Genomic DNA, 26,183 nt, shown 5'->3' on the forward strand with positions numbered 1-26,183 from the left:
CCTTAGCATTCACGCAGGTAATTGAGTGAGTCCTGATAGGCTTGAGCCGGATCGTCGGCACGAACCCGGCACTCGTACACCACATAACCCTGATAGTTATCAGCACGCAGCTGACCGAACAGGCTGGCGAAATCAAGGCTGCCGCTGCCCGGCTGATAGCGGTGGTTATCAGCAATATGCACATGACCCAGCAGATCGCGGTTGTGATGCAGCGCTTCCGTCAGTGAGTCTTCTTCAATGTTCATGTGGTAGAAATCACCGATGATCTGCACGTGCTTCAGGCCGTTCTCTTCGATATAACGACGCGCGTCGGCCAGGGTGTTGATCATATGATCCTGATAGCGGTTCAGCGGCTCCAGGTAGACGGTAGTACCGGTGTGCGCTGCTACCTCATCCAGCCAGCGCAGGGAAGCGCTGACCGCTTTGCGATCGCCATCCAGGCTACGTGGCGAAGTCATTGGCGGCAGACGGAAGGTAAACATCCCCCAGGCAGCCGGGACGATAATCCCTTTGCCGCCCACTTCTGCCAGCGCTTCCAGAATGCGTTCAATCTGCTGGAGACCGTTCAGGCGGCGTTCTTCGATGAAATCCCCGATCCAGCCATCGTATCCGCCACACGCCGTCGTAACCGGCAGACCGGTGGCTTTGATAGCGGCTTTCACTTCGTCGAGATGTTCAACCAGCAGCCGGCCATCAATTTCATAGCCATCAAATCCCATCGCTTTGATATATTTGAATTTTTCCATGATAGCGGTCGGGAAAAAGGCCTGGTTTTGTGTTGCGATTTTCATGATTTGCTGTCCTTAGCTTAAAAAGTAACACCCATTTTGATACTGAGTTCCGGGTGCTGATCGACATACTTCATGTAGCTTTCCGGGCTGGTGGTGAAGGTGACGACCGGGTCGATCAGATCTTCACAATTGAGATAACCGTTCATCAGCAATTCCCAGCAGGTCTCTTCAATACGCTTGCGACTCCAGCGTGGATAATCCGGGTTGGGTTCACTGCATGCGCGGGAGAAGACAATCTTCGCGTTGTTGAAGTGTGCTTCGCGGCCCAGGTTGAAGCCTGCCGCAAAAGGTTTGGCGAAAGCCACGTAAGAGATCGTGCCGCCGTAGGCGAGTCCGCGCAGCGCAGATTGCAGCGCATCTGCAAAGCCGCTGGTTTCGATGATCACATCCGCGCCCTGCTTGCCGGTCAGTTTCTTAATTTCAAGACCGACATCGGTACCGATTGGGTTCAGGCAGTGGTCTGCACCGTGACGGCGGGCGATCTCACAGCGATGTTCAATAGGATCGACACCAATAACCACTGACGCGCCAGCTTTTTTCGCCAGCTGAATCGCAATCTGGCCAATAGCGCCCAGCCCGACAACTACAACGAAATCCCCTACGCGGACGTTAGCATCACGCACGCCGCTCATGGCGAACTGAGCCGGATCGTAACAAACAGCGTTTTTCCAGGATGCGCCCTGCGGCATTTTGCGCAGCTTATAGTTGTTCACCGCGTTGACGATGACCGTTTCCTGCAATGGGCCGTAGCAGCAAACGCTGTCGCCGATCTGGTATTCCGTTACGTCCGCACCACATTCGATGATGTCGCCGACGATCATGTTTCCCAGCTGGAATTTACCAAATTCGATGCCGCGTGCTGCCCCCTCTTCACGTGGGGTAAACATCTGCCACTCGGCGTTAAACTCTTCATCAATGAACGGGCTTGCCGCGCGGAAATCCACAACTTCGGTGCCGTGTTTCGGGGCGCCATAACGGGCACGAATCTTCACTTCATGTGCTGCAACAGGACGATCTTCGTATTCCACCAGCGCCGCTACACGAGGCGCTGTCGCAACTAATTTTTTCATGACTCACTCCTTGTTAAAATCGGCCGCCTCAGCCCTTTACGCCGCCGGCGGTCAAACCACTTTTAATAAAACGTTCAGACAGGGCATACATAATGACAACGGGCAGTGCCGTCACCAGCGATGCCGCCATCATGCGACCCCAGATGTAATCTGGCGTACTGAAGAGCGTGTTCAGCCCCACCGGCAACGTGAAGTTGCTGGCGCTGGACAGGAAAATGGAGGCGAACAGGTAGTCATTCCACGCCACCATGAAGCAGTAAACGAAGACTGACACCAGACCCGAGATCGCCAGCGGCACGGTGATGCGGAAGATGATTTGCAGGCGGTTCAGGCCGTCCATCATCGCGGCTTCTTCGATTTCGTCCGGGATAGTGTCGAAATAGCTGCGCAGCATAAAGACCGCAGTCGGCAACGTCTGCGTCACCATGGTGATGATCAGCGCCAGCTCGGTGTCATAAATGCCGAGCGCGGTGATGATTTTGAACAGCGGCACTACCAGCAGGATCCCGGAGAACATATAGACGGTGTAGAAGCTCGCATTGATCGTCGTGCGCCCTTTAAAGCGCAGTTTGGATAATGCATAAGCGCCCAGCGTACCGAGAAACACCGCAATGACAGAGGAGGTCAGTGACACCACCATGCTGTTACGGAAATAATCCACAAACGGGAAAATCAGCGGGTTAAAGATGTCGATGTAGTGCTGTAACGTCCACTCCTGCGGCAGGATAGTCGGGTGCAGTGAGATCGCCTCTTTCGCGCTTTTGAACGATGTCATCAGCATCACAAAAAACGGAAACAGCGTGATAATCAGGAATACCGCCAGTCCCAGATAAAAACCGATACGGCCCAGAACGCGTTTATTTGTTGCCATTGAGGTTTACCCTTTTTCTGGTCAGCAGAATGACAGCGAAGATGATCACAAACAGCACAACGGAAATGGCGGCTGCTTTACCCAGGTCATTGAACGCAAAGGCGGTTTTGTAGAGATATACGCCCAGAATGTCGACCTTGGTGGTGAGCAGATAAACATCCGCAAACATGTAGAACATCCAGATGGTGCGCAGCGTGACCACCGTGGCCAGCACCGGCATGATGGCGGGCAACGTCACGATACGAAAACGCTGCCAGGCATTCGCCCCGTCCATCTCTGCCGCTTCGTACAAGGATTTATCAATGGTCTGTAGAATCGCGAGGAACGAGATAAAGGCATACGGGAAGTAACGCCAGATGGCGAACAGCACGACCAGGACAAAACTGCTGCCAGGGTTATCGAACCACAGCGGCGCCTGATCGTAGAGATGCAGCAGATCAACGCCAAGATAGTTCACAATTCCGTAGCCGTTGTTGAACATGTATTTCCAGGCAAATACCAGTGAAATAGACGGCGTCACATAGGACAGTATCACCAGTGAACGTGCCGTTTTCCGCATGCGGAATTCACGGTTAAAGAAGATCGCTACGGCCAGCCCCAGTCCGGTGCTGCCGATCACCACCAGCGCCGTATACCAGAACGTCATCCACAGGGAGTGCCAGAACGCAGCATCGCCCAGGATGCGAATGTAGTTATCCAGACCGACGAACACCGCATCAATACGCGGATTCAGCGGTAAACGTAAAAAACTGATTTCAATGTTAGAAATCATTGGCCAGGCCACCAGGCCCCCCAGCAAAATCAGGCTGGGGGCCAACAGCAGCATGGCGAAAGGCATATCTGAACGACCAGAAAACAACGTCTTCATAATTCCCTTCGCAAAGCGCTCCTATCGTTGTGATATCAGGTCAGTCAGCTTCTTCTGGCTGTTGCTTAACGTCGCACTGAGATCTTTTTGTCCCACCGTCACGTTATGCACCATGGAACTAATAATGCCGGACCCGGTAACATCTCCCATGCGGGTAAAGTTCTTGTCGCCCACGGCACCAAACACCTGGACGTTCGGGAACTGCGCAATCAGCTCGTAAGGCAGTTGACCAAAGGCCTTGATAACGTCGTTGTTTTTCCAGGAATCTGTGCCCACTACGAGTTTATTGACCGGTAGCGCGGCGCCCGGAGACATCATGACCCAATCAGAGGCGTTCTGAGCCTGCTCCATCCAGGTGACAAATTTCTCGGCGGCCTGCGTTTCCTCTTCGGTCTGGCCGGTAGTGATCGTCAACGAAGTGATCATGCCGTACACGGCTGATGATTTTTCCGTCGGGACCACGAACCCCAGGTTGGCCGGATTGCCATCTTTGAAGACCGCGGGCAGGATATAGGTAGAGTAAACGGCCATAGGCGCAGAACCGTTCATGAAGGCGTCTTTGATCTCCATGACATCATTCGAGCCCGGCATGGTGTTCGCGGCCAGTGCCCTATAAAACTCCAGCGCTTTCGACATCTCAGGGGTATCGATTTTCACGCTGCCGTTTGCATCAAAGACGTTGGCCCCTCCTGACAAAGCAAATTGCGAGAAAGCCTGCTCCGTCATAACGCTTTCTGCGGTTGGAAGCGCGATACCGTAATGTTTTTTCGCCGGATCGTTGAGCGCCTGACTGGCTTTCAGCAGTTGTTCCCAGTTGTGCGGTTCCTCGATCCCCGCTGCCGCGAGCGCATCTTTGTGATACCAGACGCCGGACAGCCAGGCGCTAACCGGCACCCCGGTCCATGCGCTGCCATCTTCCGTGCGAACAACGCGTAAAATACCGTCGTAAAATGTCTCCTCGCCCACCGCCTTGACGGCACGGCCGATGGCGTCACGATCCAGCAACTGCTCTTTATCCATGACTTTAGCGTAGTCATGACTGATCTCTATCACCTCCGGTAGCGCACCGGTACGGGCCAGAGTAATAACCTTGGTGTTATAGGCATCTTCCTCAACGGGTACCTGTTTCACCGTTATAGTCGGGTTCTCTTTTTCGAATTTTTCAATCAATTTCGTGATAACGGCCTGACGCTCCTGTTCTACCGACGAGTGCATAAACTCAATGGTGACCTGAGATGCTTTATCGTCCTTACAGCCTGATAACAGGGCGCACGAAACCAGTGCTGATAACAGCACAATTTTTGGCATTTTCATTTTAGGGTCCTTTTTAGTTTTCTTTAATCCACATTACCTGCCATGGATTGAGGATCAGCTCCGTACCGCTAATATCCTGTCCTGATAATAATTCCTTACCAGAAAGCGTTTGTTCATAAACGGTCTGCATTTTATTGCTAAAATTAAATAATGCTGTAATTCGCTCGCCATTTTCAGCAACACGAATAATTTTAAGAATTTGTTTACCCACTGCGTCGAAAGCAGCCTGACTATCCGGATGGAACGCCCTCTCGCCGCGACGAATAGCGATAAACTCACTCAAACGAGAATAAATTTGATAACGAATACTCTTCTTATTATTCAGTTCGCTATCAAGCTGCCCCGCCGTGTATTTTTTCCGGTTAATCGCGCGGTTATATCCGAGGCGTTCGACGCCTTCATAATCGTTCCGCGAACCAAGAATGCTCTGAATATAAACAGCCGGGACGCCTGGGAAACTTAACAACACAGCATGCGCGAGGAGGAACCGTGCAATACGTTCCTCATCTGAACTGTCTTGTAAACTTAACGCATCAAGATAGGTGACATTAATTTCATAAGGGCTTCGCGTTCCGTCAGGATTATTTTTCCAGTTGACCAGCGCGCCTTCCTGCTGAAGATTTTCGACCAACGAGAGGATCTCTGATTCCGGAAGAATGCCGCGCAGCGGATTCAAACCGATACCATCATGCGAGGCCAGGAAATTAAACCATGTAGTGTGTGAAGAAGGCAGTGCCAGCGACCCCGCCCATTGGCAAAGTGCTTTCACATCCTGACGATGAACGGCATGCAGCACCAGCGGAGGTAAGGAAAACTGATAGACCATCTGGGCTTCGTTTTCACCATCACCGAAGTAAGAGATGTTGTCTTTGTGCGGAACATTTGTCTCAGTAATGATCACAGTTCCAGGTGCCACGGCGTCCGTAATGGCGCGGAACAGCTGAATAAGGCAATGGGTTTGTTCCAGATGGATGCAGGTTGTTCCCGGGATTTTCCACATAAACCCGACCGCATCCAGACGAATATAACGCGCCCCTTCCATGAGGTAATGGAGCAGAACGTCAACCATTGCAATCAGCACCTGCGGCGAGGCGAAATTGAGATCGATCTGGTCATCGCTGAATGTAGTCCATAAATGACGAACGCTGCCATCATTAAGCGTAAACGGCGTCAACAGCGGTAAAGCGCGTGGGCGCGTCACCGCGGATAAATCGGTTTCCGGGTCGACAGAAATAAAGAAATCTTCATAACCAGGCTTCTGCGCCAGATAATTAGCAAACCATTCGCTTTTCGCTGACATATGATTGCAAACGAAATCAAACATTAAGCTGGCTGACTGTTTTAATTCCGCGACATCGCGCCAGTTTCCCGTTTCAGGTGCAACGGTATGATAATCAATAACGGAAAAACCATCATCTGATGACCACGGATAGAAAGGTAAAAGATGGACATGAGAAAAAGTACGAGAAAGCCACTCATTATAGAACCGGGTAAATACCGGCAATGCTTTCTCCCCTTTCGTGGAGATCTGATCGGCATAGGTAATCAGAACAACATCTTTTTCATCCCAGCCTGACTTACGCTTCTCCGTAATATTAACCGCCGCCTGTTGAAGCTTAGTTAATAACACGTCAAGGTGTGCATCTGAAAATGATTCACCGTAAATATGATTGATAAGGTATTTAATTTTTGCGTTCACATTATTTTCCATGGTAGCGGTCCCACGGAGTGGCAATCTACTCCCATGAAAAATATCTGTCAACGGACCTGGGGGCTGAAAAAGGCATTCTCAAAGCAGCGCAACGCAGTAATGTGAGCTGCCGCAAAGAAAGAGAAAAAGCAGAGGGGGAATTCATGCCCTCTCTCAGCGCGAGAAAGGGCTTATATGAGCGGGATTAGCGTGAAAAGTAGCGACGTGAAACGCGTTTTGCCAGTTTTTGTAACAGCGGCTCCAGGGCGACCGCCAGCAACATTCTGACCGGCTTACGGGCAACAGACTTGATCGCCCAGCCCGCCACACCAGCCGGACCATAACGTAACGCCGTCATCAGAACCAGTTTACCTGCGATTTTCAGGCCGGGTTTTACCTTCTGACCGGCCTGTTGCCAGTTTTGTTTCATGTAAGTTCTCTCTTAAAGCTGACGGAAACGACTTCTCAGCGTAAAGGTATCGGAGGTGACATAACGTTCCATCTCGCGCAATCGCTTCTCCCCTGCGCTCAGCTGTTCATCCACCGCGTTAAGAAGATCGCTGCTGGTTGGCGTGTTTTCCGCATCCAGCTCACCCTCCGGCATCGGATCAAGTACAAACGACAGAATGATGTAAGCCACCAGTGTAATAAAGGCCAGGCCAAAGAAAATCGACAATACAGTGACCACACGTACCAGTTTTACCGGGACATCCAGATAGTGTGCCAGCCCGGCGCAAACGCCCCGAACCATGCCCTGCTGCGGGATGCGCCACAGTTTTTTATTCAGATTTAGTCCAGCCATTAACGCTCCCTCCAGTTCGGGTGTTCCGCATCCAGGATGGCTTCCAGCGCCTGAATACGTTCGCGCATTTTGTTTGCCTCAGAAGAGAGCTGCGCCAGCCGCTGTTGCTCGCTTTGCGACAGCTCCCCGCGAGAAGAGCGGTTGCTGTAGTGCAGCCATAACCAGATGGGCAGAACAAACAGCACGAAAATTGTCAGGGGTATTGCCAGAAAAAGCGCGCTCATGTGTACTCCTTGTCTTGCGATGCGGCACGCTCAGGTGCCGCAGGATTTATTATTGGTGGTCTTGCTTCATTTTGGCTTTCAGCGCCGCCAGCTGCTCGCTAATTTCATCATCGGCTTTCAGGTCAGCAAACTGCTGATCCAGGGTTTTCTGCTTACCGATGCTGTGGCTTTCGGCTTCCGCTTCCATGTGGTCGATACGACGTTCGAACGATTCGAAACGCGCCATCGCTTCATCCAGTTTGCCGCTGTCCAGCTGGCGACGCACGTCGCGGGACGAACTTGCAGCCTGGTGGCGCAGCGCCAGCGCCTGTTGACGTGCACGGGTTTCGCTGAGTTTATTTTCAAGCTCACCAATCTCTTTCTTCATACGCGTCAGAGTATCATCCACCAGCGTCACTTCATGTTCCAGCGTGGCCACCATGTCGGTCAGCTTCTGCTTCTCAATCAGCGCAGCGCGGGCCAGATCTTCTTTATCTTTGCGCAGCGCCAGTTCAGCTTTTTCCTGCCACTCGTTAAGCTGGGCAGTCGCCTGCTCGATACGACGCGTTAACTGCTTCTTCTCTGCCAGCGCGCGGGCGGAGGTGGAGCGTACTTCAACCAGCGTGTCTTCCATCTCCTGAATCATCAGGCGCACCAGCTTCTGCGGATCTTCTGCTTTCTCCAGCAGCGAGTTGATGTTGGCGTTCACGATGTCGGCAAAACGAGAAAAAATACCCATAATTCAATCCTCATAGTTCTGTTATCGGGCGATGCCCTGCTGAGTAGTTAATACAAATCCCATGCCAACTTTTTATCTTATTGATTTTACTGGGTGTCATTGATATTTATCCATCCAGCGGCTATTCTCACCTGGTGAATATCACTAAGGAGTGGTTAATTTCATCATGGCTGAATATAAAGACAATTTGCTTGGCGAGGCAAACAGCTTCCTGGAAGTGCTTGAGCAGGTATCGCGCCTGGCGCCGCTGAATAAACCGGTGCTCATTATCGGTGAGCGCGGAACGGGTAAAGAACTTATCGCTAACCGTCTGCACTTTCTGTCTGGCCGCTGGGACGGGCCTTTTATTTCGCTTAACTGCGCGGCGCTGAATGAAAATCTGCTCGACACGGAGCTTTTCGGTCATGAAGCCGGCGCGTTTACTGGCGCACAAAAACGGCACCCCGGTCGTTTTGAACGTGCCGACGGCGGAACGCTCTTTCTCGACGAGCTGGCGACCGCGCCAATGCTGGTGCAGGAAAAGCTGCTGCGCGTCATTGAGTATGGCGAACTGGAACGCGTTGGCGGAAGTCAGCCGCTTCAGGTAAACGTTCGCCTGGTGTGCGCCACTAACGCCGATCTGCCCGCGATGGTTGCAGAAGATAAATTCCGCGCCGACCTGCTGGACCGGCTGGCTTTCGATGTCGTCCAGTTGCCGCCGCTGCGTGAGCGACGCAGCGATATCATGCTGCTGGCCGATCAATTTGCCATTCAGATGTGCCGGGAACTGGGCCTGCTGCTCTTTCCGGGCTTCAGCGAACAGGCCACCGAGACCCTGCTCGGTTACCACTGGCCGGGGAATATCCGTGAACTGAAAAACGTGGTGGAACGGTCTGTTTACCGTCATGGCAGCAGCGAGACCGAACTGGACAACATTATTCTCGATCCGTTTCGGCGCGAGGTTAAACAGCCCCTTGCTCCGGCGGTGCGCCAGCATGATCCGGCGTTGCCGCTCGATTTACGCCAGTTCCAGCATCAGCAGGAGCAGCAACTGCTGGAACGGAGCCTGAAAGAGGCGAAATATAACCAGAAACGGGCAGCTGAACTGCTGGGTCTGACCTACCATCAGTTAAGGGCATTGCTCAAAAAACATCAAATGCGCTGACATTATCAGCACTTACCCCCAGACATTTTTACGAAGCAGGCGTAAGTGCGATACACTTTGCAGATCGAATCTAAAAACCTTAAAAACTATGCGCCTGGTTTTATCATCCCTGTTTGCACTCGGTCTGTTCAGCAATCTGGCCTTTGCTGCGCCCGATCGTACTGCGCCTCCTGATATTCGTGATAGTGGTTTCGTCTATTGCGTCAGCGGGCAAGTTGATACCTTTAACCCGCAAAAAGCGGGGAGCGGCGTGATTGTTGATACGCTGGCCGCACAGATTTACGATCGCCTGCTCGACGTCGATCCTTATACCTATCGGCTGGTTCCGGAGCTTGCTGAAAGTTGGGAAGTGCTTGATAACGGCGCCACGTACCGCTTCCGTCTACGCGATGATGTGGCTTTTCAGCACACCCCGTGGTTTACCCCAACCCGCAAGCTCAACGCGGATGACGTGGTTTTCACCTTCCAGCGCATCTTTAACCGCAACCATCCGTGGCATAACGTCAACGGCGGAAACTTCCCCTACTTCGACAGTCTGCAATTCGCGGACACGGTCAAAAGCGTTCGTAAGCTGGATAACCGCACGGTTGAGTTTCGCCTGACGCGCCCGGACGCCTCCTTCCTCTGGCACCTGGCGACGCACTACGCGTCCGTCATGTCAGCCGAATACGCGGATCAGCTGACGAAAAAGGATCGTCAGGAACGTCTCGATCGTGAGCCTGTGGGCACAGGACCCTTCCAGTTAGCTGAGTACCGCGCCGGACAATACATTCGCCTGCAACGACACGATCATTTCTGGCGCGGCAAACCGCTGATGCCGCAGGTTATTGTTGATCTGGGTTCAGGTGGAACAGGCCGCCTCTCCAAACTGCTGACCGGTGAGTGCGACGTCCTTGCGTGGCCTGCGGCCAGCCAGTTGACTATTTTGCGCGACGACCCCCGCCTGCGCCTGACCCTGCGCCCGGGAATGAACATCGCCTATCTGGCGTTTAACACCGATAAGCCACCGCTGAATAATCCGGCCGTGCGCCATGCGCTGGCGTTAGCGATCAACAATCAGCGTCTGATGCAGTCGATTTATTACGGCACCGCGGAAACCGCCGCCTCTATTCTGCCCCGCGCCTCCTGGGCCTATGACGGCGAGGCGAAGATCACGGAATATAATCCGGCGAAAGCGCGCGAACAGCTTAAAGCACTGGGGGCAGAAAACCTGACGCTTCAGCTGTGGGTACCCACCAGCTCTCAGGCGTGGAACCCCAGCCCGCTGAAAACCGCCGAACTGTTGCAGGCAGATATGGCCCAGGTGGGCGTTAAGGTGATCATCGTTCCTGTCGAAGGCCGTTTCCAGGAGGCGCGTCTGATGGACATGAATCACGACTTAACGCTGGCTGGCTGGTCTACCGACAGTAACGACCCGGACAGCTTCTTCCGTCCGCTGCTGAGCTGTGCAGCGATCAACTCCCAGACCAACTACGCGCACTGGTGTAACCGGGAATTTGATGCTGTGCTGCAAAAAGCCCTCTCATCTCAACAGCTTGCTTCACGCATTGAGGCCTACGATGAAGCGCAAAATATTCTGGCCAGAGAGCTTCCCGTGTTGCCGCTTGCCTCTTCCCTGCGCCTTCAGGCCTACCGTTACGATATAAAAGGGCTGGTACTCAGCCCGTTTGGTAACGCCTCCTTCGCGGGCGTGACTCGTGAGAAAGAACAAGAGGTGAAAAAACCATGATTATATTTACCTTGCGGCGGCTGCTATTACTGCTGGTCACCCTGTTCTTCCTGACCTTTGTCGGCTTTAGCCTTAGCTACTTTACGCCGCACGCCCCGCTTCAGGGCTCATCCCTCTGGGACGCCTGGCTGTTCTGGTTTAACGGCCTGTTGCACTGGGATTTTGGCGTGTCCAGCATCAACGGACAGCTCATCTCTGAGCAGCTGAAGATGGTTTTCCCGGCCACCATGGAGCTGTGTATACTCGCCTTTGGCTTTGCCCTCATGGTGGGGATCCCGGTGGGGATGCTGGCGGGAATTTATCGCAATAAATGGCAGGATAAATTCATCAGCGCGCTTGCCTTAATTGGCTTTTCCATCCCTGTTTTCTGGCTGGCGCTGCTGCTTACCCTCTTCTTCTCACTGACGTTAGGCTGGCTTCCGGTGTCTGGCCGTTTCGACCTGCTATATAACGTGCAAACGGTGAGCGGCTTCGCCATCGTTGACGCCTGGCTTTCCGATTCAGTCTGGCGCGACGAAATGATCGTGAGCGCCCTGCGCCATATGGTGCTGCCAGTGCTCACGCTGGCCGTCGCACCGACGACCGAAGTGATCCGCCTGATGCGCATCAGCACTATCGAAGTCTTCGATCAAAACTATGTGAAAGCCGCCGCCACACGCGGACTGTCTCGCCTGACGATTCTACGTCGCCATGTGCTGCACAATGCGTTGCCGCCGGTAATCCCACGGCTTGGGCTGCAATTCTCAACCATGCTGACGCTGGCGATGATCACCGAGATGGTTTTCAGCTGGCCGGGCCTTGGACGCTGGATGATCAACGCCATTCGCCAGCAGGATTACGCTGCGATCTCCGCCGGAGTGATGGTGATTGGCTCGCTGGTTATTATTGTTAACGTTGTTTCCGATATTTTGGGTGCCATGGCCAACCCGTTGAAGCATAAGGAATGGTATGCCTTACGATAACGTCTACAGCGAAAAGCGCACGCCTGGTGCGCTACGCACCGTGTGGCGTAATTTCTACGGCGACACCACGGCGATGATCGGCTTTTACGGCTGCATTGGCCTCGTGTTGCTGTGTGTTTTTGGTTCGTGGTTTACCCCGTATGGCATCGATCAGCAGTTCCTTGGTTATCAGCTTTTACCGCCATCGTGGTCGCGTTACGGGGAGGTTTCGTTCTTCCTGGGGACTGATGATCTCGGACGCGACGTGCTAAGTCGTTTACTGAGCGGCGCCGCACCTACGGTAGGCGGCGCGTTCGTGGTCACCCTGGCCGCCGCGATATGCGGCCTTGCGCTGGGCATTTTTGCCGGCTCTACCCATGGGCTGCGGTCTGCCGTGCTTAATCATATTCTTGATACCTTGCTCTCGATTCCTTCGCTGTTGCTGGCGATTATCGTCGTGGCCTTCGCGGGGCCGCACCTCACCCATGCGATGTTCGCCGTCTGGCTGGCCATTCTGCCCCGCATGGTGCGCTCGGTTTACAGCCTGGTTCACGACGAGCTGGAGAAAGAGTATGTCGTTGCCGCCCGCCTGGACGGTGCCACCACGTTTAATATTTTGTGGTTTGCCGTGCTGCCTAACATTGCCGCCGGGCTGGTGACGGAGATCACCCGCGCCCTGTCGATGGCGATTCTTGATATCGCAGCGCTGGGCTTCCTGGACCTGGGCGCGCAGCTCCCCTCCCCGGAATGGGGCGCAATGCTCGGCGATGCGCTGGAGCTGATTTACGTTGCGCCGTGGACGGTCATGCTGCCGGGCGCGGCCATCATGGTGAGCGTTCTGCTCGTTAACCTGCTTGGCGACGGGATCCGCCGCGCAATCAATGCGGGGGTGCAATAATGCCGTTACTTGATATCCGCAACCTCACGATCGAAATTAAAACGGGCGAAGGCTGGGTTAAAGCGGTGGATCGCATCAGTATTACGCTCGCAGAGGGCGAAATACGCGGGCTGGTTGGCGAATCGGGTTCCGGTAAGAGTCTAATCGCCAAAGCCATTTGCGGCGTGGCAAAGGACAACTGGCGGGTGACCGCCGACCGTATGCGTTTCGACGACATCGATCTGTTGCGTCTCTCCCCGCGCGAACGCCGTAAACTGGTGGGCCATAACGTCTCGATGATTTTTCAGGAGCCGCAATCCTGTCTCGATCCGTCCGAGCGCGTCGGGAAACAGCTGATGCAGAATATCCCCGGCTGGACCTATAAAGGCCGCTGGTGGCAGCGTTTCGGCTGGCGTAAACGCCGTGCCATTGAGCTATTGCACCGTGTGGGGATCAAAGACCATAAAGACGCGATGCGCAGTTTCCCCTACGAACTGACCGACGGTGAATGCCAGAAAGTGATGATTGCTATCGCCCTGGCCAATCAGCCGCGTCTGCTGATTGCGGACGAACCGACGAACGCGATGGAGCCAACGACTCAGGCGCAGATTTTCCGCCTGCTCACGCGTCTGAACCAGAATAACAACACCACCATTTTGCTGATCAGCCATGACCTGCAAATGTTGAGCAAGTGGGCGGATAAAATTGACGTGATGTATTGCGGACAAACGGTAGAAACCGCGCCAAGTGAAGACCTGGTGACGACGCCGCATCATCCCTACACGCAGGCGCTGATCAGGGCGATCCCTGATTTCGGCAGCGCAATGCCACACAAGAGCCGTCTGAATACTCTGCCTGGCGCGATTCCGCTGCTGGAATCGCTGCCCATTGGCTGCCGTCTGGGTCCACGTTGCCCGTATGCTCAGCGTAAATGCATTGAAACACCGCGCCTGACAGGGCCGAAAAATCATCTGTTTGCCTGTCATTTCCCGCTGAACATGGAGAGAGAGTGAAATGGTCGAAACCTTACTGGAAGTGCGTAACCTGAGTAAGACCTTTCGCTATCGCACCGGCCTGTTTCACCGTCAGACCGTCGAGGCGGTTAAACCGCTGAGTTTTACGCTGCGCGAAAAGCAGACGCTGGCGATTATCGGTGAAAACGGCTCGGGCAAATCGACCCTGGCAAAAATGCTCGCGGGTATGGTCGAGCCGAGCGGCGGTGAAATACTGATTGACGATCATCCTCTGGAATTTGGGGACTACTCTTTTCGCAGCCAGCGCATTCGGATGATTTTTCAGGATCCGTCAACGTCCCTGAACCCGCGCCAGCGTATTTCCCAGATCCTGGATTTCCCGCTGCGGTTGAATACCGACCTGGAGCCGGAAGCGCGTCGCAAACGGATTGTCGAAACCCTGCGTCTGGTAGGCCTCCTGCCCGACCATGTCAGCTATTACCCGCACATGCTGGCCCCGGGCCAAAAACAGCGTCTCGGTCTGGCCCGCGCGCTGATCCTGCGCCCGAAGGTCATCATCGCCGACGAAGCGCTGGCGTCGCTGGATATGTCGATGCGTTCGCAGCTCATTAACCTGATGCTGGAGTTACAGGAAAAGCAGGGGATCTCGTATATTTACGTGACTCAGCATCTGGGCATGATGAAGCACATAAGCGACCAGGTGCTGGTGATGCACCAGGGAGAAGTCGTTGAGCGCGGCAGTACCGCTGACGTGCTGGCCTCCCCGCTCCACGACCTGACAAAACGCCTGATTGCCGGACACTTTGGTGAAGCATTGACGGCCGATGCGTGGCGGAAAGATCGTTAGCCGTTGCGTAACCCGCTTGCCAGCAGAGTAAACACCTCAATGGCATGCGGCAGCGTCTTCTGCGGCTCATCACTCGCGGCAATCATCAAGGCAGCATTCAGCGCAACGCCGTTCAACAGATGGGCTGCGACTTTCGCATCCATTTTTTTAAGCACGTTGCGTTCGATTAATTTTTCGATGGTCTGGCGGGTCGACTCAAGACAACTGTTCTGGCTGGGCCATTGCGCCGGATCGCCCAGAACGGCCGGACCGTCAAGAAGCACGATACGCTGAACTTCCGGAACGAGCGCCATGTTGATGTAGGCGATACCTTCCGCCAGCAGTCGCTCCCAATCATCGTCTGTGGCCGCGGCAACGGCTTTCGCGTTGCCCGCCATTTCGCTGTCTATCTGCGCGACCACCGCCGCCAGTAACCCTTTCTTATCTCTGAAATTATGATACAGCGCACCGCGCGTTAACCCCACGCTTGCCGTCAGTTCATCCATCGACGCTGCAGCAAAGCCTTTCTCAGCAAACGCCTTTCGCGCCGCATGAATCAATTTTTCGCGATTTTCCTGAGCTGTTTCAGCACGACGTTTTGTAGCCATAGAACTTCCTATAAAAGCGATATTTTTAATTTGACATACGAGGCGTATGTGAATTACATTTTTTCACATACATTGCGTATGTTACTTCTCTTAAGTAACCACAACAACGTCTCTGACAGAAAAGGAAATGCCATGCATCCACGTAATCCTGTCTTCCCTGCCAATCGACATGCCCTTTATGAGGAGCATGGCTATTCGGCTGCTATTCGCTCTGGCGATCTGTTATTTGTTTCCGGTCAGGTCGGCAGCCGCAGCGATGGCACGCCTGAGCCTGATTTCGCCGCTCAGGTGCAGTTGGCATTCGATAATTTACAGGCGACTTTGGCCGCCGCAGGATGCACTTTTGACGATCTGATTGATGTCACGACGTTTCATACCGATCCAGAAAACCAGTTCCCCGTCATCATGGAGGTGAAGAAACTGGTGTTTCCACAGCCACCTTACCCAAACTGGACGGCTATCGGCGTTAACTGGCTGGCCGGATTTGATTTTGAAATTAAGGTTATTGCCCGAATCCCCTCGCCAGCGAATTAATATCCGGCCGTCTTAGCGTGAAGCTTCTGGCCAACCTCTGGTTGGATGAGGCGAACCCAGCACCTGGTGATATACTGCTGGAATACACACGAAATAGCCTGATAAAGAGTCAGTTCAACGTCTTTCGTGCGCCCAGTCACGGCACGTGAGCGAGAAATATCGTGACACAAGGGGCTGTGAGTGGGCTATAATTTCGAGCTAATTTCGAATGATTTTGAAATACTGCCTGTAACGCTATGAATTACAAGGCAAAATAAGCAATGAATATAAGGATTAAAGCTATGGGTTTTCTTTCCGGTAAGCGCATTCTGGTAACTGGCGTTGCCAGCAAACTGTCCATCGCATACGGCATCGCACAAGCTATGCATCGCGAAGGCGCTGAGCTGGCGTTCACCTACCAGAACGACAAGCTGAAAGGCCGTGTTGAAGAATTTGCCGCGCAGCTGGGTTCCAGCATTGTTCTGGAATGTGACGTTGCACAAGACGAAAGCATTGATGGCATGTTTGCTGAACTGGCAAAAGCATGGCCGAAATTCGACGGTTTCGTTCACTCCATCGGCTTCGCTCCGGGCGATCAGCTGGACGGCGACTACGTGAACGCGGTTACCCGTGATGGCTTCAAAATCGCTCATGACATCAGCTCCTACAGCTTCGTTGCGATGGCAAAATCCTGCCGCGCGATGCTGAACCCGGGCGCAGCCCTGCTGACCCTGTCCTACCTGGGCGCAGAACGCGCTATCCCTAACTACAACGTTATGGGTCTGGCGAAAGCGTCTCTGGAAGCCAACGTGCGCTATATGGCGAACGCAATGGGTCCTGAAGGCGTGCGTGTTAACGCAATTTCTGCGGGTCCAATCCGTACTCTGGCCGCTTCCGGTATCAAAGATTTCCGTAAAATGCTGGCACATTGCGAAGCGGTTACCCCGATTCGTCGTACCGTTACCATCGAAGATGTGGGTAACTCTGCGGCATTCCTGTGCTCTGACCTTTCCGCAGGTATCTCCGGCGAAGTGGTTCACGTGGACGGCGGCTTCAACATCGCTGCCATGAACGAGCTGGAAATCAAATAAGTCTGTTACTCTCTTCCCGCCTGGGAAGAGAGTTTTCTCCCCTCCCCGCACTTCGTTATTCCGTTCTGCTATTTGTTATCACCTAACAATATTTTTCCCCTCATCCGCCTTACGCCAGGATATTGATCGCCATTTTGAGATCAAGGAACGCCCATGGAACAACGCCGTTTTTCCGGCAAAGGCCACTGGTATCACGAAACCCAGTCGAATCATTCGCAGACGGACGTTCTGCCGCTGGTGCCTGAAGCCGCTAACGTCGACGATCGTTTTTTGCTCGATTTAGCCCTGCCTGACGACATTGCCGCAAGCTGTTGTGGGTGGCTTACACCAGCCCGAACCTTGTGCCGCCTCTTATTCCCGCTCGATACTCCCGTAAACCGTCTGCACACGCTTAGCGCCTACGACAGACTGAGCACGGCGTTGACGGTTTCCCAGGCGTGTGGCGTCCAGCGGCTCTGTAACCACTACGCGGCGCTCCTCGCCCCCCTTCCGGGCCCCGACTCTTCCCGGGAAAGCAATCGACGCCTTGCAGAAATCACTCAGTATGCCCGCCAGCTGGCGAGCTCTCCGGACGTCATTGACGATAAAGCGCAAACCCAGCTTGATGAGGTGGGACTAACAACGTATGACATTGTGCTTATCAACCAGATCATCGGCTTTACTGGTTTTCAGGCGCGGGCGGTTGCAGTGTTTCAGGCGCTGCTTGGCCATCCGGTACGCTGGCTTCCGGGACACCACATTCAGCCCCATACACTACCGCTGAGCTTTACCCGATGGACAGCCACCCAGCCCGTAGTCGAACTAAAATATGCCAGTGCGGTTCAACTTGAGGCGCTCTCACGCTGGCAGGCCGAACCTGCGCTTTCAGCGCTCACGCCGGTTCTCTGCCATGAGCCGATGCTGCTGAATCTGACGGGCGAGATACTGGTTAACCACCCACAAAGCGAAGCCCAGCCATCTGCATCGCTCTCAGCCGCCCATACGCTGCTGCTTACGTCTCCCGATCGTTTTAGCGCCGCCCAGTTAACGCCTCTCACGGAGGCCGGTATCCCACCGGGCAAGGCAATTAACCTGTTAACCCACGGCGCTTTTAATGGCTGGCTGGACCGTCTTCGCGTGGCGCTTGGCAAAGAGGAATAACCACACGCTTTACCTAAAGAGCGCTTGCTGTAGCAGTGAGAATCGCGTAAAACTGTCAGCCGCTCAATGGCTACGAAAATAGAACATTATGTTTCAGGACAACCCGCTGCTAGCGCAGCTTAAACAGCAACTACATTCCCAGACGCCCCGTGCAGAAGGGGTCGTAAAAGCCACGGAAAAGGGCTTTGGCTTTCTTGAAGTTGACGGACAGAAGAGCTACTTCATTCCGCCTCCTCAGATGAAGAAAGTGATGCATGGCGACCGCATTTCGGCCGTTATTCATACCGAAAAGGAACGAGAGTCTGCCGAGCCGGAAGCACTGATCGAACCTTTCCTGACCCGCTTTGTCGGGAAAGTGCATAAAAAAGACGATCGTCTTTCTATCGTACCGGATCATCCTCTCCTGAAAGATGCCATCCCTTGCCGCGCTGCGCGTGGCGTTGAGCATGACTTTGTCGAGGGTGACTGGGCGGTTGCCGAAATGCGCCGTCATCCTTTAAAAGGCGATCGCGGTTTCTACGCCGAGCTGACCCAGTTCATCACCTTTGGCGACGACCATTTCGTCCCATGGTGGGTGACGCTGGCGCGCCACAACCTCGAAAAAGAAGCGCCGGATGGCGTCGCGACCAAAATGCAGGACGAAGGTCTTGAGCGTCGCGATCTGACAGCGCTGGACTTTGTCACCATCGACAGCGCCAGCACCGAGGATATGGACGATGCGCTGTATGCCGAAGAGGCAGCGGATGGCAAAATGCATCTGACCGTCGCCATCGCCGACCCTACCGCATGGATTGTCGAAGGCAGCAAGCTGGACGAAATGGCCAAAGTGCGTTCGTTCACCAACTACCTGCCGGGCTTCAACATCCCGATGCTGCCGCGCGAGCTTTCCGACGATCTCTGCTCGCTGCGTCCCCATGAAGTGCGTCCGGTACTGGCCTGCCGCATGACCATCGCGGCTGACGGTACCATTGAAGAAGATATCGAATTCTTCGCCGCCACCATCGAATCCAAAGCCAAACTGGCTTATGACAACGTGTCCGACTGGCTGGAAAATACCGGCAGCTGGAAGCCTGAATCCGATAATATCGCTGCGCAAATTCGTCTGCTGCATCGCGTCTGCCAGAGCCGCAGTGAGTGGCGCCAGACCCACGCGCTGGTATTTAAGGACCGCCCGGACTACCGCTTTGTGCTGGGGGAAAAAGGCGAAGTGCTCAACATCGTCGCCGAGCCACGCCGTATTGCCAACCGTATCGTTGAAGAAGCGATGATCTCCGCCAACATTTGCGCCGCACGCGTGCTGCGCGACAAGTTAGGCTTTGGCATTTACAACGTGCACACCGGCTTTGACCCGGCTAACACCGAAGCGCTGGCCGCCCTGCTCAAAACCCATGACGTCCACGTCGATCCGGAAGAGGTGCTGACCCTGCCAGGCTTCTGCAAGCTGCGCCGCGAGCTGGACGCACAGCCGTCAGGTTTCCTTGACAGCCGCATTCGCCGCTTCCAGTCCTTTGCGGAAATCAGCACGGAGCCAGGCCCGCACTTCGGTCTCGGTCTTGAGGCTTACGCCACCTGGACCTCCCCGATCCGTAAGTACGGCGACATGGTTAACCATCGTCTGCTGAAAGCGATCATCAAAGGGGAATCTGTTGCCCGCCCACAGGATGAGACTACGTTGCAGATGGCAGAGCGTCGCCGTCTGAACCGTATGGCGGAGCGTGATGTAGGCGACTGGTTGTACGCGCGTTTCCTGAATGATAAGGCAGGGACTGACACCCGTTTCCCGGCTGAAATCATTGACATCAGCCGCGGCGGTATGCGCGTGCGTCTGGTGGATAATGGCGCCGTTGCCTTTATTCCTGCCCCGTTCCTGCATGCCGTTCGCGACGAACTGGTTTGTAGCCAGGAAAACGGGACCGTGCAAATTAAAGGCGAAACGGTTTACAAAGTCACTGACGTGATTGATGTAAACATCGCTGAAGTCCGCATGGAAACCCGCAGCATTATCGCGCGCCCTGTCGCCTGATAACCGCGTAGACTCCCGGCCGTTCCGTTCAGGGATGGCCGGGAGTTCTCCCCAGTATTATCTCTCGCAAAATCATCGTTTTTTCTCACACTTTTCTGTTTCCCACCGCCACATTTCGCCAGAATTATCTACAGTAAAAAGAGCCGTCATAGTCGACTGCAAATGAATAATTTGTGCGCTACTCAGCAGCCGCGGGAGAAAACGGGATGGACGATCTGGAGCAGAATTTGCTGTTTCGTTACATGGGTACGCATAGCCCCTGGTGGCGACTAACAGCAGACAGCAATGCTCTGCATCTTGCTGCCAGTGAAAGCGCTGACATCGTTCAGGTGGTTGCGCTGGACGATGAGCAGGCCGCTCTGATTCGCCAGCTCACCGTTATCACCGCCAGCATTGCCATGACCCTTCCCTTGTATGGTTTGGACGTTCCCGTCCATCTTGTCGGTCGTAAAATTAACAAAAATGAGTGGGCGGGAACGGCATCAGCATGGAACGACACGCCTTCCGTGGCGCGCGATCTGGCGCAGGGACTCTCCTTCGCCGAACAGGTGGTGTCCGAAGCTAACTCCGTAATTGTCATCCTCGACCAGAACGGGAATATTCAGCGCTTCAACCGTTTAAGTGAAGAATATACGGGCCTGAAGGAACAGGAAGTCATCGGGCAAAACGTGTTTAAACTGTTCATGAGCCGCAGCGAAGCCGCGGCCTCAAAACGCAACATCACCGGTTTTTTTCGTAACGGCAGCTCCTACGAAGTCGAACGCTGGATCAAGACCCGCAAGGGGCAACGCCTGTTTCTCTTCAGAAATAAATTCGTTCACAGCGGCAGCGGGAAAAATGAAATTTTCCTCATCTGTTCGGGTACCGACATCACGGAAGAGCGTCGGGCCCAGGAGCGCCTGCGCGTTCTCGCCAATACGGATACGATTACCGGTTTGCCTAACCGAAATGCCATCCATGAGCTGATCTCCGACGCCATCACCTCCCGGGGTGAAACGCAGGTGGGCGTGGTTTATCTCGATCTGGATAACTTTAAAAAAGTGAACGATGCCTATGGGCATATGTTTGGCGACCAGCTGCTACAGGCCGTTGCGCTGGCGATCCTGAGTTGCCTGGACGACGGACAAACCCTGGCGCGCCTGGGTGGGGATGAGTTTATCGTGATGGCCACCGATACCTCGCAGGGCGCACTGGAAGCTATGGCGTCGCGCATTCTGACCCGACTGCGGCAGCCTTTCAGCATCGGGCTGATAGAGGTTTACACTGGCTGCTCGCTTGGTATCGCGCTTGCGCCCCAGCACGGTAACGATCGGGAAAGCGTCATTCGCAATGCCGACACCGCCATGTACACCGCCAAGGAAAATGGCCGGGGTAAATTCTGCGTCTTCTCGCCAGAGATGAACCAGCGCGTATTTGAATATCTGTGGCTGGATACCAACCTGCGTAAAGCGCTGGATAACGATCAGCTGTTAATTCACTACCAGCCAAAAATGACCTGGCGCGGCGAAGTCAGAAGTCTGGAGGCGCTGGTGCGCTGGCAGTCACCAGAGCGTGGCCTGATCCCGCCGATGGAATTTATCTCCTATGCGGAAGAGTCAGGGCTGATAGTGCCCCTTGGCCGCTGGGTTATGCTCGATGTGGTGCGCCAGGTGGCAAAATGGCGCGACAAAGGGATCAACCTGCGCGTCGCGGTCAACGTTTCCGCCCGTCAGCTGGCGGACCAGACCATCTTCAGTGACCTGAAGCAGGCGCTGAAAGACCTGAATTTTGAATACTGCCCGATTGACGTGGAATTGACCGAAAGCTGTCTCATCGAAAATGAAGAGCTGGCCCTGTCAGTGATCCAGCAATTTAGCCGCCTGGGGGCGCAAATTCACCTTGATGACTTTGGTACGGGGTACTCTTCCCTGTCGCAGCTGGCGCGCTTCCCTATCGACGCCATCAAGCTTGACCAGTCCTTCGTCCGGGATATCCATAAGCAGTCAATTTCACAGTCGCTGGTGCGCGCGATAGTCGCCGTGGCACAGGCGTTGAATCTGCAGGTTATTGCTGAAGGGGTGGAGAGTGCAAAAGAAGACGCCTTTCTGACGAAGAATGGCGTCAACGAACGGCAGGGTTTTCTTTTTGCTAAGCCCATGCCCGCAGCCGCATTCGAGCGATGGCTAAAGCGCTATCAGGCCAGGAATGTCCGTTAGCTGGCTTTGCGTAAGCCCGTCGCCTGATGGCGATTTTGCAGCATAATCAGCCGCTCCATGTAGGCGATATCCTTCGGTTCAAGACAGAAGGCGGCATCCACCCAATCCTCGGTAATGTCCATCAACTCGCTTCGCGGAAGTGGCAGAACACGCGTACGCGCGCGCAGCATGGCCCTTACGCCGTTCAGCTTCGGCTGTAGCGTGTCGATAAACGTCCGTACCGAAACATAGCTCTGTAACGGCTCGAATAAGAGATCCACAAGACCGTGCTGTTCATACCATTCCGCCGTATGCGACTCACCTTTATAGATCAGCGCCTCTGCCATTTTCATGCCGGCACGACGCACCACCAGTGAATAACCGCCCATGCCCGGGAACAGATTGAACGCGATTTCCGGAAAGCCTAATCGGGCATCGCGCTGGGCCAAAATGAAATGATGCGCCAGCGCGGCTTCAAACCCGCCCCCTAACGCGCTTCCTTCAACCATCGCCAGCGTGACAGCACCGGTATCAAACCCTCGTGAGGCGGCATGAACGCAGTCCACACAGGCCCGGGCATAGGCGCGTAACGCTTCGCGTCGGTTGTTTTTGATGCACTCAACGAAGAATTGTAAATCACCGCCGGTATTGTAGATGTCAGGGACCAGCGATCCGGTGACCCAAAAATCAACGACATATCCGGACTGGCGAACCAGCCAGGAGAGATTCATGATCTCCTCGATCAGCGCATGATTGAAGCAAGGCCGTGGCGTGGCACGTAACATCATCCACACCGTGCGCCGTTCGGCCTCATAATAAGCCGCCAGTTGAGTGAATCGTTCAGCATCAGTAAACAATGTGCAGGTTGTCTGGTTGATAACTGTCATAGTCGAATTCCTCTTATAAAAAAGCGCGTTGCGCGCAGTTTTAGACTAATCCACCCCTACAACCCGCAGCATACGGGGGTTAAATTTGTCACTTTCATTTATGAACTTTGGTTATTGCATTTTTTACCTTCTCTTTTGAATCAATTTTCTGCATCATTGATAATATTAACTTTTCGCTTCAGGGTGAGCTTATGTCTAACATTGATGCAACAGCCGTGGCACAGCGTATTGATACTGTGCTGGATATTCTTGTCGCGGGCGATTATCACTCTGCTATCCGTAATCTTGAGATCCTCAAGTCTGAACTGCTGGCTGAGAACGGCACTGATAACGCATCAGAATCCACTCAACCAAAAGCCCCGTGGGAAGTGTAACCACGTCGTTTTCGCCCTTGCCTTTTAAATGGATGCTATGAATTCCCGACAACAAATCATTTTGCAGATGGTGATCGATCAGGGACGCGTAAGCGTAGTCGATCTCGCTAAAGCTACCGGCGTTTCTGAAGTCACCATTCGTCAGGATCTGAATCTTCTGGAAAAACAGAGCTACCTGCGGCGTGCGCACGGATATGCCGTTCCACTGGACAGCGACGACGTTGAAACCCGCATGATGAACAATTTTGCGCTCAAGCGGGAACTGGCGGAGTTTGCTGCATCCTTAGTGAATAACGGTGAGACCGTCTTTATTGAAAATGGCAGCAGTAACGCCCTTCTGGCGCGCACGCTTGCCGATCAAAAAGACGTTACCATCATTACCGTAAGCAGCTATATCGCCCATCTGTTGAAGGAAACTCGCTGCGAGGTCATTCTGCTGGGCGGCATTTACCAAAAGAAAAGCGAAAGCATGGTGGGGCCATTAACGCGTCAATATGTTCAGCAGGTTCACTTCAGTAAGGCATTCATTGGCATTGACGGCTGGCAGCCCGACACCGGCTTTACCGGTCGCGACATGATGCGTTCAGACGTGGTGAACGCCGTACTCGCCAAAGAGTGTGAAGCGATTGTGCTGACCGATAGCTCTAAGTTTGGCGCCGTACACCCTTATACGATGGGTCCGGCTTCGCGCTTCAGCCGTGTGATCACGGATGAGCGTTTACGCGATGAATATCGCCAGCAATTAGAACAAGACGGCCTGACTGTCGATATTGTGAAAAAAACGGCCTGATTATCCTGCTGCGCCCGAATAATGGGCGCACTTAAACCTTTCTCTGAGAGTATTCCGACCCTTCCTTTAAGAGTTTTTACCTGTTGAAACTGTTCTAAACACGTAAAATTAATATTAGCGATATAACAGGAAGTGACTATCACCTGCGTGATGATGTAACGCCTGCGCGACCAGCTTTCACGGGAACAGAATTTAAGTATGGATATTGTCTATACTTAAAGTGCATTCCTTTCCGTGAATCGATAATTCAGGAGAAAGTATTATGACCTTTACCAGCAAAAAATTAGCCGCCGCTGTTCTGGCAATCACTGTAGCAATGTCTCTGAGCGCTTGCTCTAACTGGTCTAAACGTGACCGTAACACCGCGATTGGTGCCGGTGCTGGTGCGCTTGGTGGTGCAGTATTAACGGATGGTAGTACGCTGGGTACATTAGGTGGTGCTGCCGTAGGTGGTATTATCGGTCACCAGGTGGGCAAATAATCACCATAACGGCTCTCACCGGTATAATAATATATTTTGTATTTTCAGGTCTGACTTACGCACGTAAAAAAAAAGAGCCACGGCAATGTCCGTGGCTCATTTATTTTAACCGCCCGCCAGTTTGACTTTCATACCTTTGGCTTCCAGCAGCGTTTTAATTAAATCCCGCTTATCGCCCTGAATCTCAATTATGCCGTCTTTTACTGCCCCACCGCATCCGCACTTCTTTTTAAGCTCAGCGGCGAGCTTTACCAGCTCTGCATCATCCAGATCAATGCCGGTGACAAGGCAAACGCCTTTCCCTTTTCTGCCACTGGTCTGGCGCTGAATACGCACGAGTCCATCGCCTTTCGGACGTTCAGCTTTCTCTTTTGGCTCTTCAATGCGCCCGGTATCTGTTGAATAGACCAGACGAGTGTTGGCATCACGCATTATGCCCCCTTTTTCAGTGATGCATTAATCGCTTTCAGAGTCTCTGCCGGATGAGCGGATTGCGTCACCGGGCGACCAATTACCATATAGTCTACCCCCGCGCTCAGCGCCTGCTCTGGCGTCATGATGCGTCGCTGATCCCCTGACTCGCTGCCTGCCGGACGGATACCTGGCGTCACCAGTTTAAATTCGCGGCCTAACTCAGATTTGAAGCGAACCGCCTCCTGAGCTGAACAGACCACGCCATCAAGCCCACACTGTTTCGTGAGGCGCGCCAGACGCTCCGCATGTTCGGCAGGTGACAACGTCACACCCAGGTCACGAAGGTCAGATTCATCCATACTGGTCAGCACGGTGACGGCGATAAGAAGCGGAGCGTCATTGCCAAACGGAACCAGCGCTTCGCGCGCAGCCGTCATCATACGTGCCCCACCGGAGGCATGAACGTTAACCATCCACACACCCAGTTCAGCCGCCGCAGCAACGGCGTGGGCAGTGGTATTCGGAATATCGTGGAATTTCAGGTCGAGGAAAACGTCGAAACCACGCTGGTGCAGATCGCGGACGATTTGCGGACCGAACAGCGTAAACATCTCTTTGCCTACTTTAAGACGGCAATCCCGGGGTTCAATACCATCAACAAAGGCCAGTGCGGCGTCACGGTTATTGTAATCCAGAGCAACAACTACAGGAGAATCGGTAACTACGCGGGAAGTGGAGGAAGTAACAGACGTCATGACCAGCCCTTTTCGTCTATGGGCGCGCAGCGGCGCGGAACAGATAAACGGCGTGCATTCTACCTGCCCTCGGGGTAAATGAACAGAATCGAAT

28 protein-coding genes are annotated in these 26,183 nt (G+C 53.7%); 14 read left to right on the plus strand and 14 right to left on the minus strand.

The window, feature by feature from the left end; genetic code table 11:
• Positions 1–2 precede the first annotated feature (2 nt).
• The 10 genes from INF86_RS14725 to pspA form a co-directional block, all read right to left on the minus strand.
• Entirely contained in the window at positions 3–791 is a 789-nt protein-coding gene (locus INF86_RS14725) for a sugar phosphate isomerase/epimerase (protein ID WP_193543661.1), read from the minus strand.
• Between the two features lie 17 nt (positions 792–808).
• Entirely contained in the window at positions 809–1,861 is a 1,053-nt protein-coding gene (locus INF86_RS14730; protein WP_015570403.1) for a zinc-binding alcohol dehydrogenase, read from the minus strand.
• Positions 1,862–1,889: 28 nt separating this feature from the next.
• Positions 1,890–2,732 carry a carbohydrate ABC transporter permease gene (locus INF86_RS14735; RefSeq protein ID WP_003856865.1) on the minus strand — a complete coding sequence of 281 codons (843 nt, stop codon included), beginning with the start codon at positions 2,730–2,732 and terminating at the stop codon, positions 1,890–1,892.
• Positions 2,719–3,600 carry a carbohydrate ABC transporter permease gene (locus tag INF86_RS14740; RefSeq protein WP_022648300.1) on the minus strand — a complete coding sequence of 294 codons (882 nt, stop codon included), beginning with the start codon at positions 3,598–3,600 and terminating at the stop codon, positions 2,719–2,721. The genes INF86_RS14735 and INF86_RS14740 overlap by 14 nt, the downstream gene beginning before the upstream one ends.
• A gap of 21 nt (positions 3,601–3,621) precedes the next feature.
• Entirely contained in the window at positions 3,622–4,914 is a 1,293-nt protein-coding gene (locus tag INF86_RS14745; RefSeq protein WP_022648301.1) for an ABC transporter substrate-binding protein, read from the minus strand.
• Positions 4,915–4,927: 13 nt separating this feature from the next.
• Positions 4,928–6,625 (minus strand): sugar phosphorylase, encoded by a 1,698-nt coding sequence (locus tag INF86_RS14750; protein WP_193543662.1) that lies wholly within the window; start codon positions 6,623–6,625, stop codon positions 4,928–4,930.
• A 184-nt stretch (positions 6,626–6,809) separates the two neighbouring features.
• Positions 6,810–7,034 carry a phage shock protein PspD gene (pspD, locus tag INF86_RS14755; RefSeq protein ID WP_006810818.1) on the minus strand — a complete coding sequence of 75 codons (225 nt, stop codon included), beginning with the start codon at positions 7,032–7,034 and terminating at the stop codon, positions 6,810–6,812.
• A 12-nt stretch (positions 7,035–7,046) separates the two neighbouring features.
• The gene (gene pspC, locus INF86_RS14760) at positions 7,047–7,406 is read right to left on the minus strand and encodes an envelope stress response membrane protein PspC (RefSeq protein ID WP_006810819.1); all 360 of its coding nucleotides are present in this window, start codon (positions 7,404–7,406) and stop codon (positions 7,047–7,049) included.
• Positions 7,406–7,630, minus strand: a complete 225-nt coding sequence (pspB, locus tag INF86_RS14765) for an envelope stress response membrane protein PspB (RefSeq protein ID WP_022648304.1) — start codon at positions 7,628–7,630, stop codon at positions 7,406–7,408. The genes pspC and pspB overlap by 1 nt, the downstream gene beginning before the upstream one ends.
• Before the next feature lie 49 nt (positions 7,631–7,679).
• On the minus strand, positions 7,680–8,348 hold the full coding sequence (gene pspA / locus INF86_RS14770; protein ID WP_022648305.1) for a phage shock protein PspA: 669 nt from the start codon (positions 8,346–8,348) through the stop codon (positions 7,680–7,682).
• A 151-nt stretch (positions 8,349–8,499) separates the two neighbouring features.
• Between pspA and pspF the strand changes: the two genes are divergently transcribed.
• The 6 genes from pspF (at position 8,500) to sapF (ending at position 14,860) form a co-directional block, all read left to right on the plus strand.
• Positions 8,500–9,492, plus strand: a complete 993-nt coding sequence (pspF, locus tag INF86_RS14775; protein WP_193543663.1) for a phage shock protein operon transcriptional activator — start codon at positions 8,500–8,502, stop codon at positions 9,490–9,492.
• An 88-nt stretch (positions 9,493–9,580) separates the two neighbouring features.
• Complete coding sequence (gene sapA, locus INF86_RS14780) at positions 9,581–11,221, plus strand: ABC transporter substrate-binding protein SapA (RefSeq protein WP_022648307.1); 1,641 nt, start codon at positions 9,581–9,583, stop codon at positions 11,219–11,221.
• A complete protein-coding gene (gene sapB / locus INF86_RS14785) occupies positions 11,218–12,183 on the plus strand; it encodes a putrescine export ABC transporter permease SapB (RefSeq protein WP_022648308.1) in 966 nt (321 codons plus the stop codon). The genes sapA and sapB overlap by 4 nt, the downstream gene beginning before the upstream one ends.
• Complete coding sequence (gene sapC, locus INF86_RS14790; protein ID WP_193543664.1) at positions 12,170–13,060, plus strand: putrescine export ABC transporter permease SapC; 891 nt, start codon at positions 12,170–12,172, stop codon at positions 13,058–13,060. Before sapB ends, sapC begins: the two co-directional genes overlap by 14 nt.
• The gene (sapD, locus tag INF86_RS14795) at positions 13,060–14,052 is read left to right on the plus strand and encodes a putrescine export ABC transporter ATP-binding protein SapD (protein ID WP_003856840.1); all 993 of its coding nucleotides are present in this window, start codon (positions 13,060–13,062) and stop codon (positions 14,050–14,052) included. The genes sapC and sapD overlap by 1 nt, the downstream gene beginning before the upstream one ends.
• Before the next feature lies 1 nt (position 14,053).
• A complete protein-coding gene (sapF, locus tag INF86_RS14800) occupies positions 14,054–14,860 on the plus strand; it encodes a putrescine export ABC transporter ATP-binding protein SapF (protein ID WP_003856838.1) in 807 nt (268 codons plus the stop codon).
• Here sapF and INF86_RS14805 read toward each other — a convergent pair.
• Positions 14,857–15,447: a TetR/AcrR family transcriptional regulator gene (locus tag INF86_RS14805; RefSeq protein ID WP_022648309.1), complete on the minus strand. Its 591-nt coding sequence runs from the start codon at positions 15,445–15,447 to the stop codon at positions 14,857–14,859. The two genes, sapF and INF86_RS14805, sit on opposite strands and share 4 nt — an antisense overlap.
• 132 nt (positions 15,448–15,579) lie before the next feature.
• Here INF86_RS14805 and INF86_RS14810 point away from each other — a divergent pair, with 132 nt between their 5' ends.
• The 5 genes from INF86_RS14810 to pdeR all read left to right on the plus strand — a co-directional run bounded on the left by INF86_RS14810 (position 15,580) and on the right by pdeR (position 22,409).
• Complete coding sequence (locus tag INF86_RS14810; protein WP_045308900.1) at positions 15,580–15,981, plus strand: RidA family protein; 402 nt, start codon at positions 15,580–15,582, stop codon at positions 15,979–15,981.
• Between the two features lie 281 nt (positions 15,982–16,262).
• The gene (fabI, locus tag INF86_RS14815) at positions 16,263–17,051 is read left to right on the plus strand and encodes an enoyl-ACP reductase FabI (RefSeq protein WP_003856831.1); all 789 of its coding nucleotides are present in this window, start codon (positions 16,263–16,265) and stop codon (positions 17,049–17,051) included.
• A 153-nt stretch (positions 17,052–17,204) separates the two neighbouring features.
• Positions 17,205–18,191, plus strand: a complete 987-nt coding sequence (locus tag INF86_RS14820) for an oxidoreductase (RefSeq protein WP_023300250.1) — start codon at positions 17,205–17,207, stop codon at positions 18,189–18,191.
• Positions 18,192–18,279: 88 nt separating this feature from the next.
• Entirely contained in the window at positions 18,280–20,214 is a 1,935-nt protein-coding gene (locus tag INF86_RS14825) for an exoribonuclease II (protein ID WP_023300251.1), read from the plus strand.
• Between the two features lie 206 nt (positions 20,215–20,420).
• Positions 20,421–22,409, plus strand: a complete 1,989-nt coding sequence (gene pdeR / locus INF86_RS14830; protein ID WP_193543685.1) for a cyclic di-GMP phosphodiesterase — start codon at positions 20,421–20,423, stop codon at positions 22,407–22,409.
• On the opposite strand, the gene INF86_RS14835 is transcribed toward pdeR, so the two are convergent.
• Positions 22,406–23,275 (minus strand): crotonase/enoyl-CoA hydratase family protein, encoded by an 870-nt coding sequence (locus INF86_RS14835; protein ID WP_193543665.1) that lies wholly within the window; start codon positions 23,273–23,275, stop codon positions 22,406–22,408. The two genes, pdeR and INF86_RS14835, sit on opposite strands and share 4 nt — an antisense overlap.
• 191 nt (positions 23,276–23,466) lie before the next feature.
• Between INF86_RS14835 and INF86_RS14840 the strand changes: the two genes are divergently transcribed.
• From INF86_RS14840 to osmB, 3 genes are all read left to right on the plus strand, one after another.
• Positions 23,467–23,649 (plus strand): hypothetical protein, encoded by a 183-nt coding sequence (locus tag INF86_RS14840; protein ID WP_022648315.1) that lies wholly within the window; start codon positions 23,467–23,469, stop codon positions 23,647–23,649.
• Between the two features lie 37 nt (positions 23,650–23,686).
• The gene (locus tag INF86_RS14845) at positions 23,687–24,439 is read left to right on the plus strand and encodes a DNA-binding transcriptional regulator YciT (protein ID WP_022648316.1); all 753 of its coding nucleotides are present in this window, start codon (positions 23,687–23,689) and stop codon (positions 24,437–24,439) included.
• A 262-nt stretch (positions 24,440–24,701) separates the two neighbouring features.
• The gene (gene osmB, locus INF86_RS14850; RefSeq protein WP_003856823.1) at positions 24,702–24,920 is read left to right on the plus strand and encodes an osmotically-inducible lipoprotein OsmB; all 219 of its coding nucleotides are present in this window, start codon (positions 24,702–24,704) and stop codon (positions 24,918–24,920) included.
• A 105-nt stretch (positions 24,921–25,025) separates the two neighbouring features.
• Here osmB and yciH read toward each other — a convergent pair whose 3' ends face one another.
• Both yciH and pyrF read right to left on the minus strand, forming a co-directional pair.
• Complete coding sequence (gene yciH, locus INF86_RS14855; RefSeq protein WP_193543666.1) at positions 25,026–25,352, minus strand: stress response translation initiation inhibitor YciH; 327 nt, start codon at positions 25,350–25,352, stop codon at positions 25,026–25,028.
• On the minus strand, positions 25,352–26,089 hold the full coding sequence (gene pyrF, locus INF86_RS14860; protein WP_193543667.1) for an orotidine-5'-phosphate decarboxylase: 738 nt from the start codon (positions 26,087–26,089) through the stop codon (positions 25,352–25,354). The genes yciH and pyrF overlap by 1 nt, the downstream gene beginning before the upstream one ends.
• Between the last annotated feature and the right edge of the window lie 94 nt (positions 26,090–26,183).

The organism is Enterobacter cloacae complex sp. I1M (assembly GCF_014982425.1).
Classification (GTDB): Bacteria; Pseudomonadota; Gammaproteobacteria; order Enterobacterales; family Enterobacteriaceae; genus Enterobacter; species Enterobacter intestinihominis.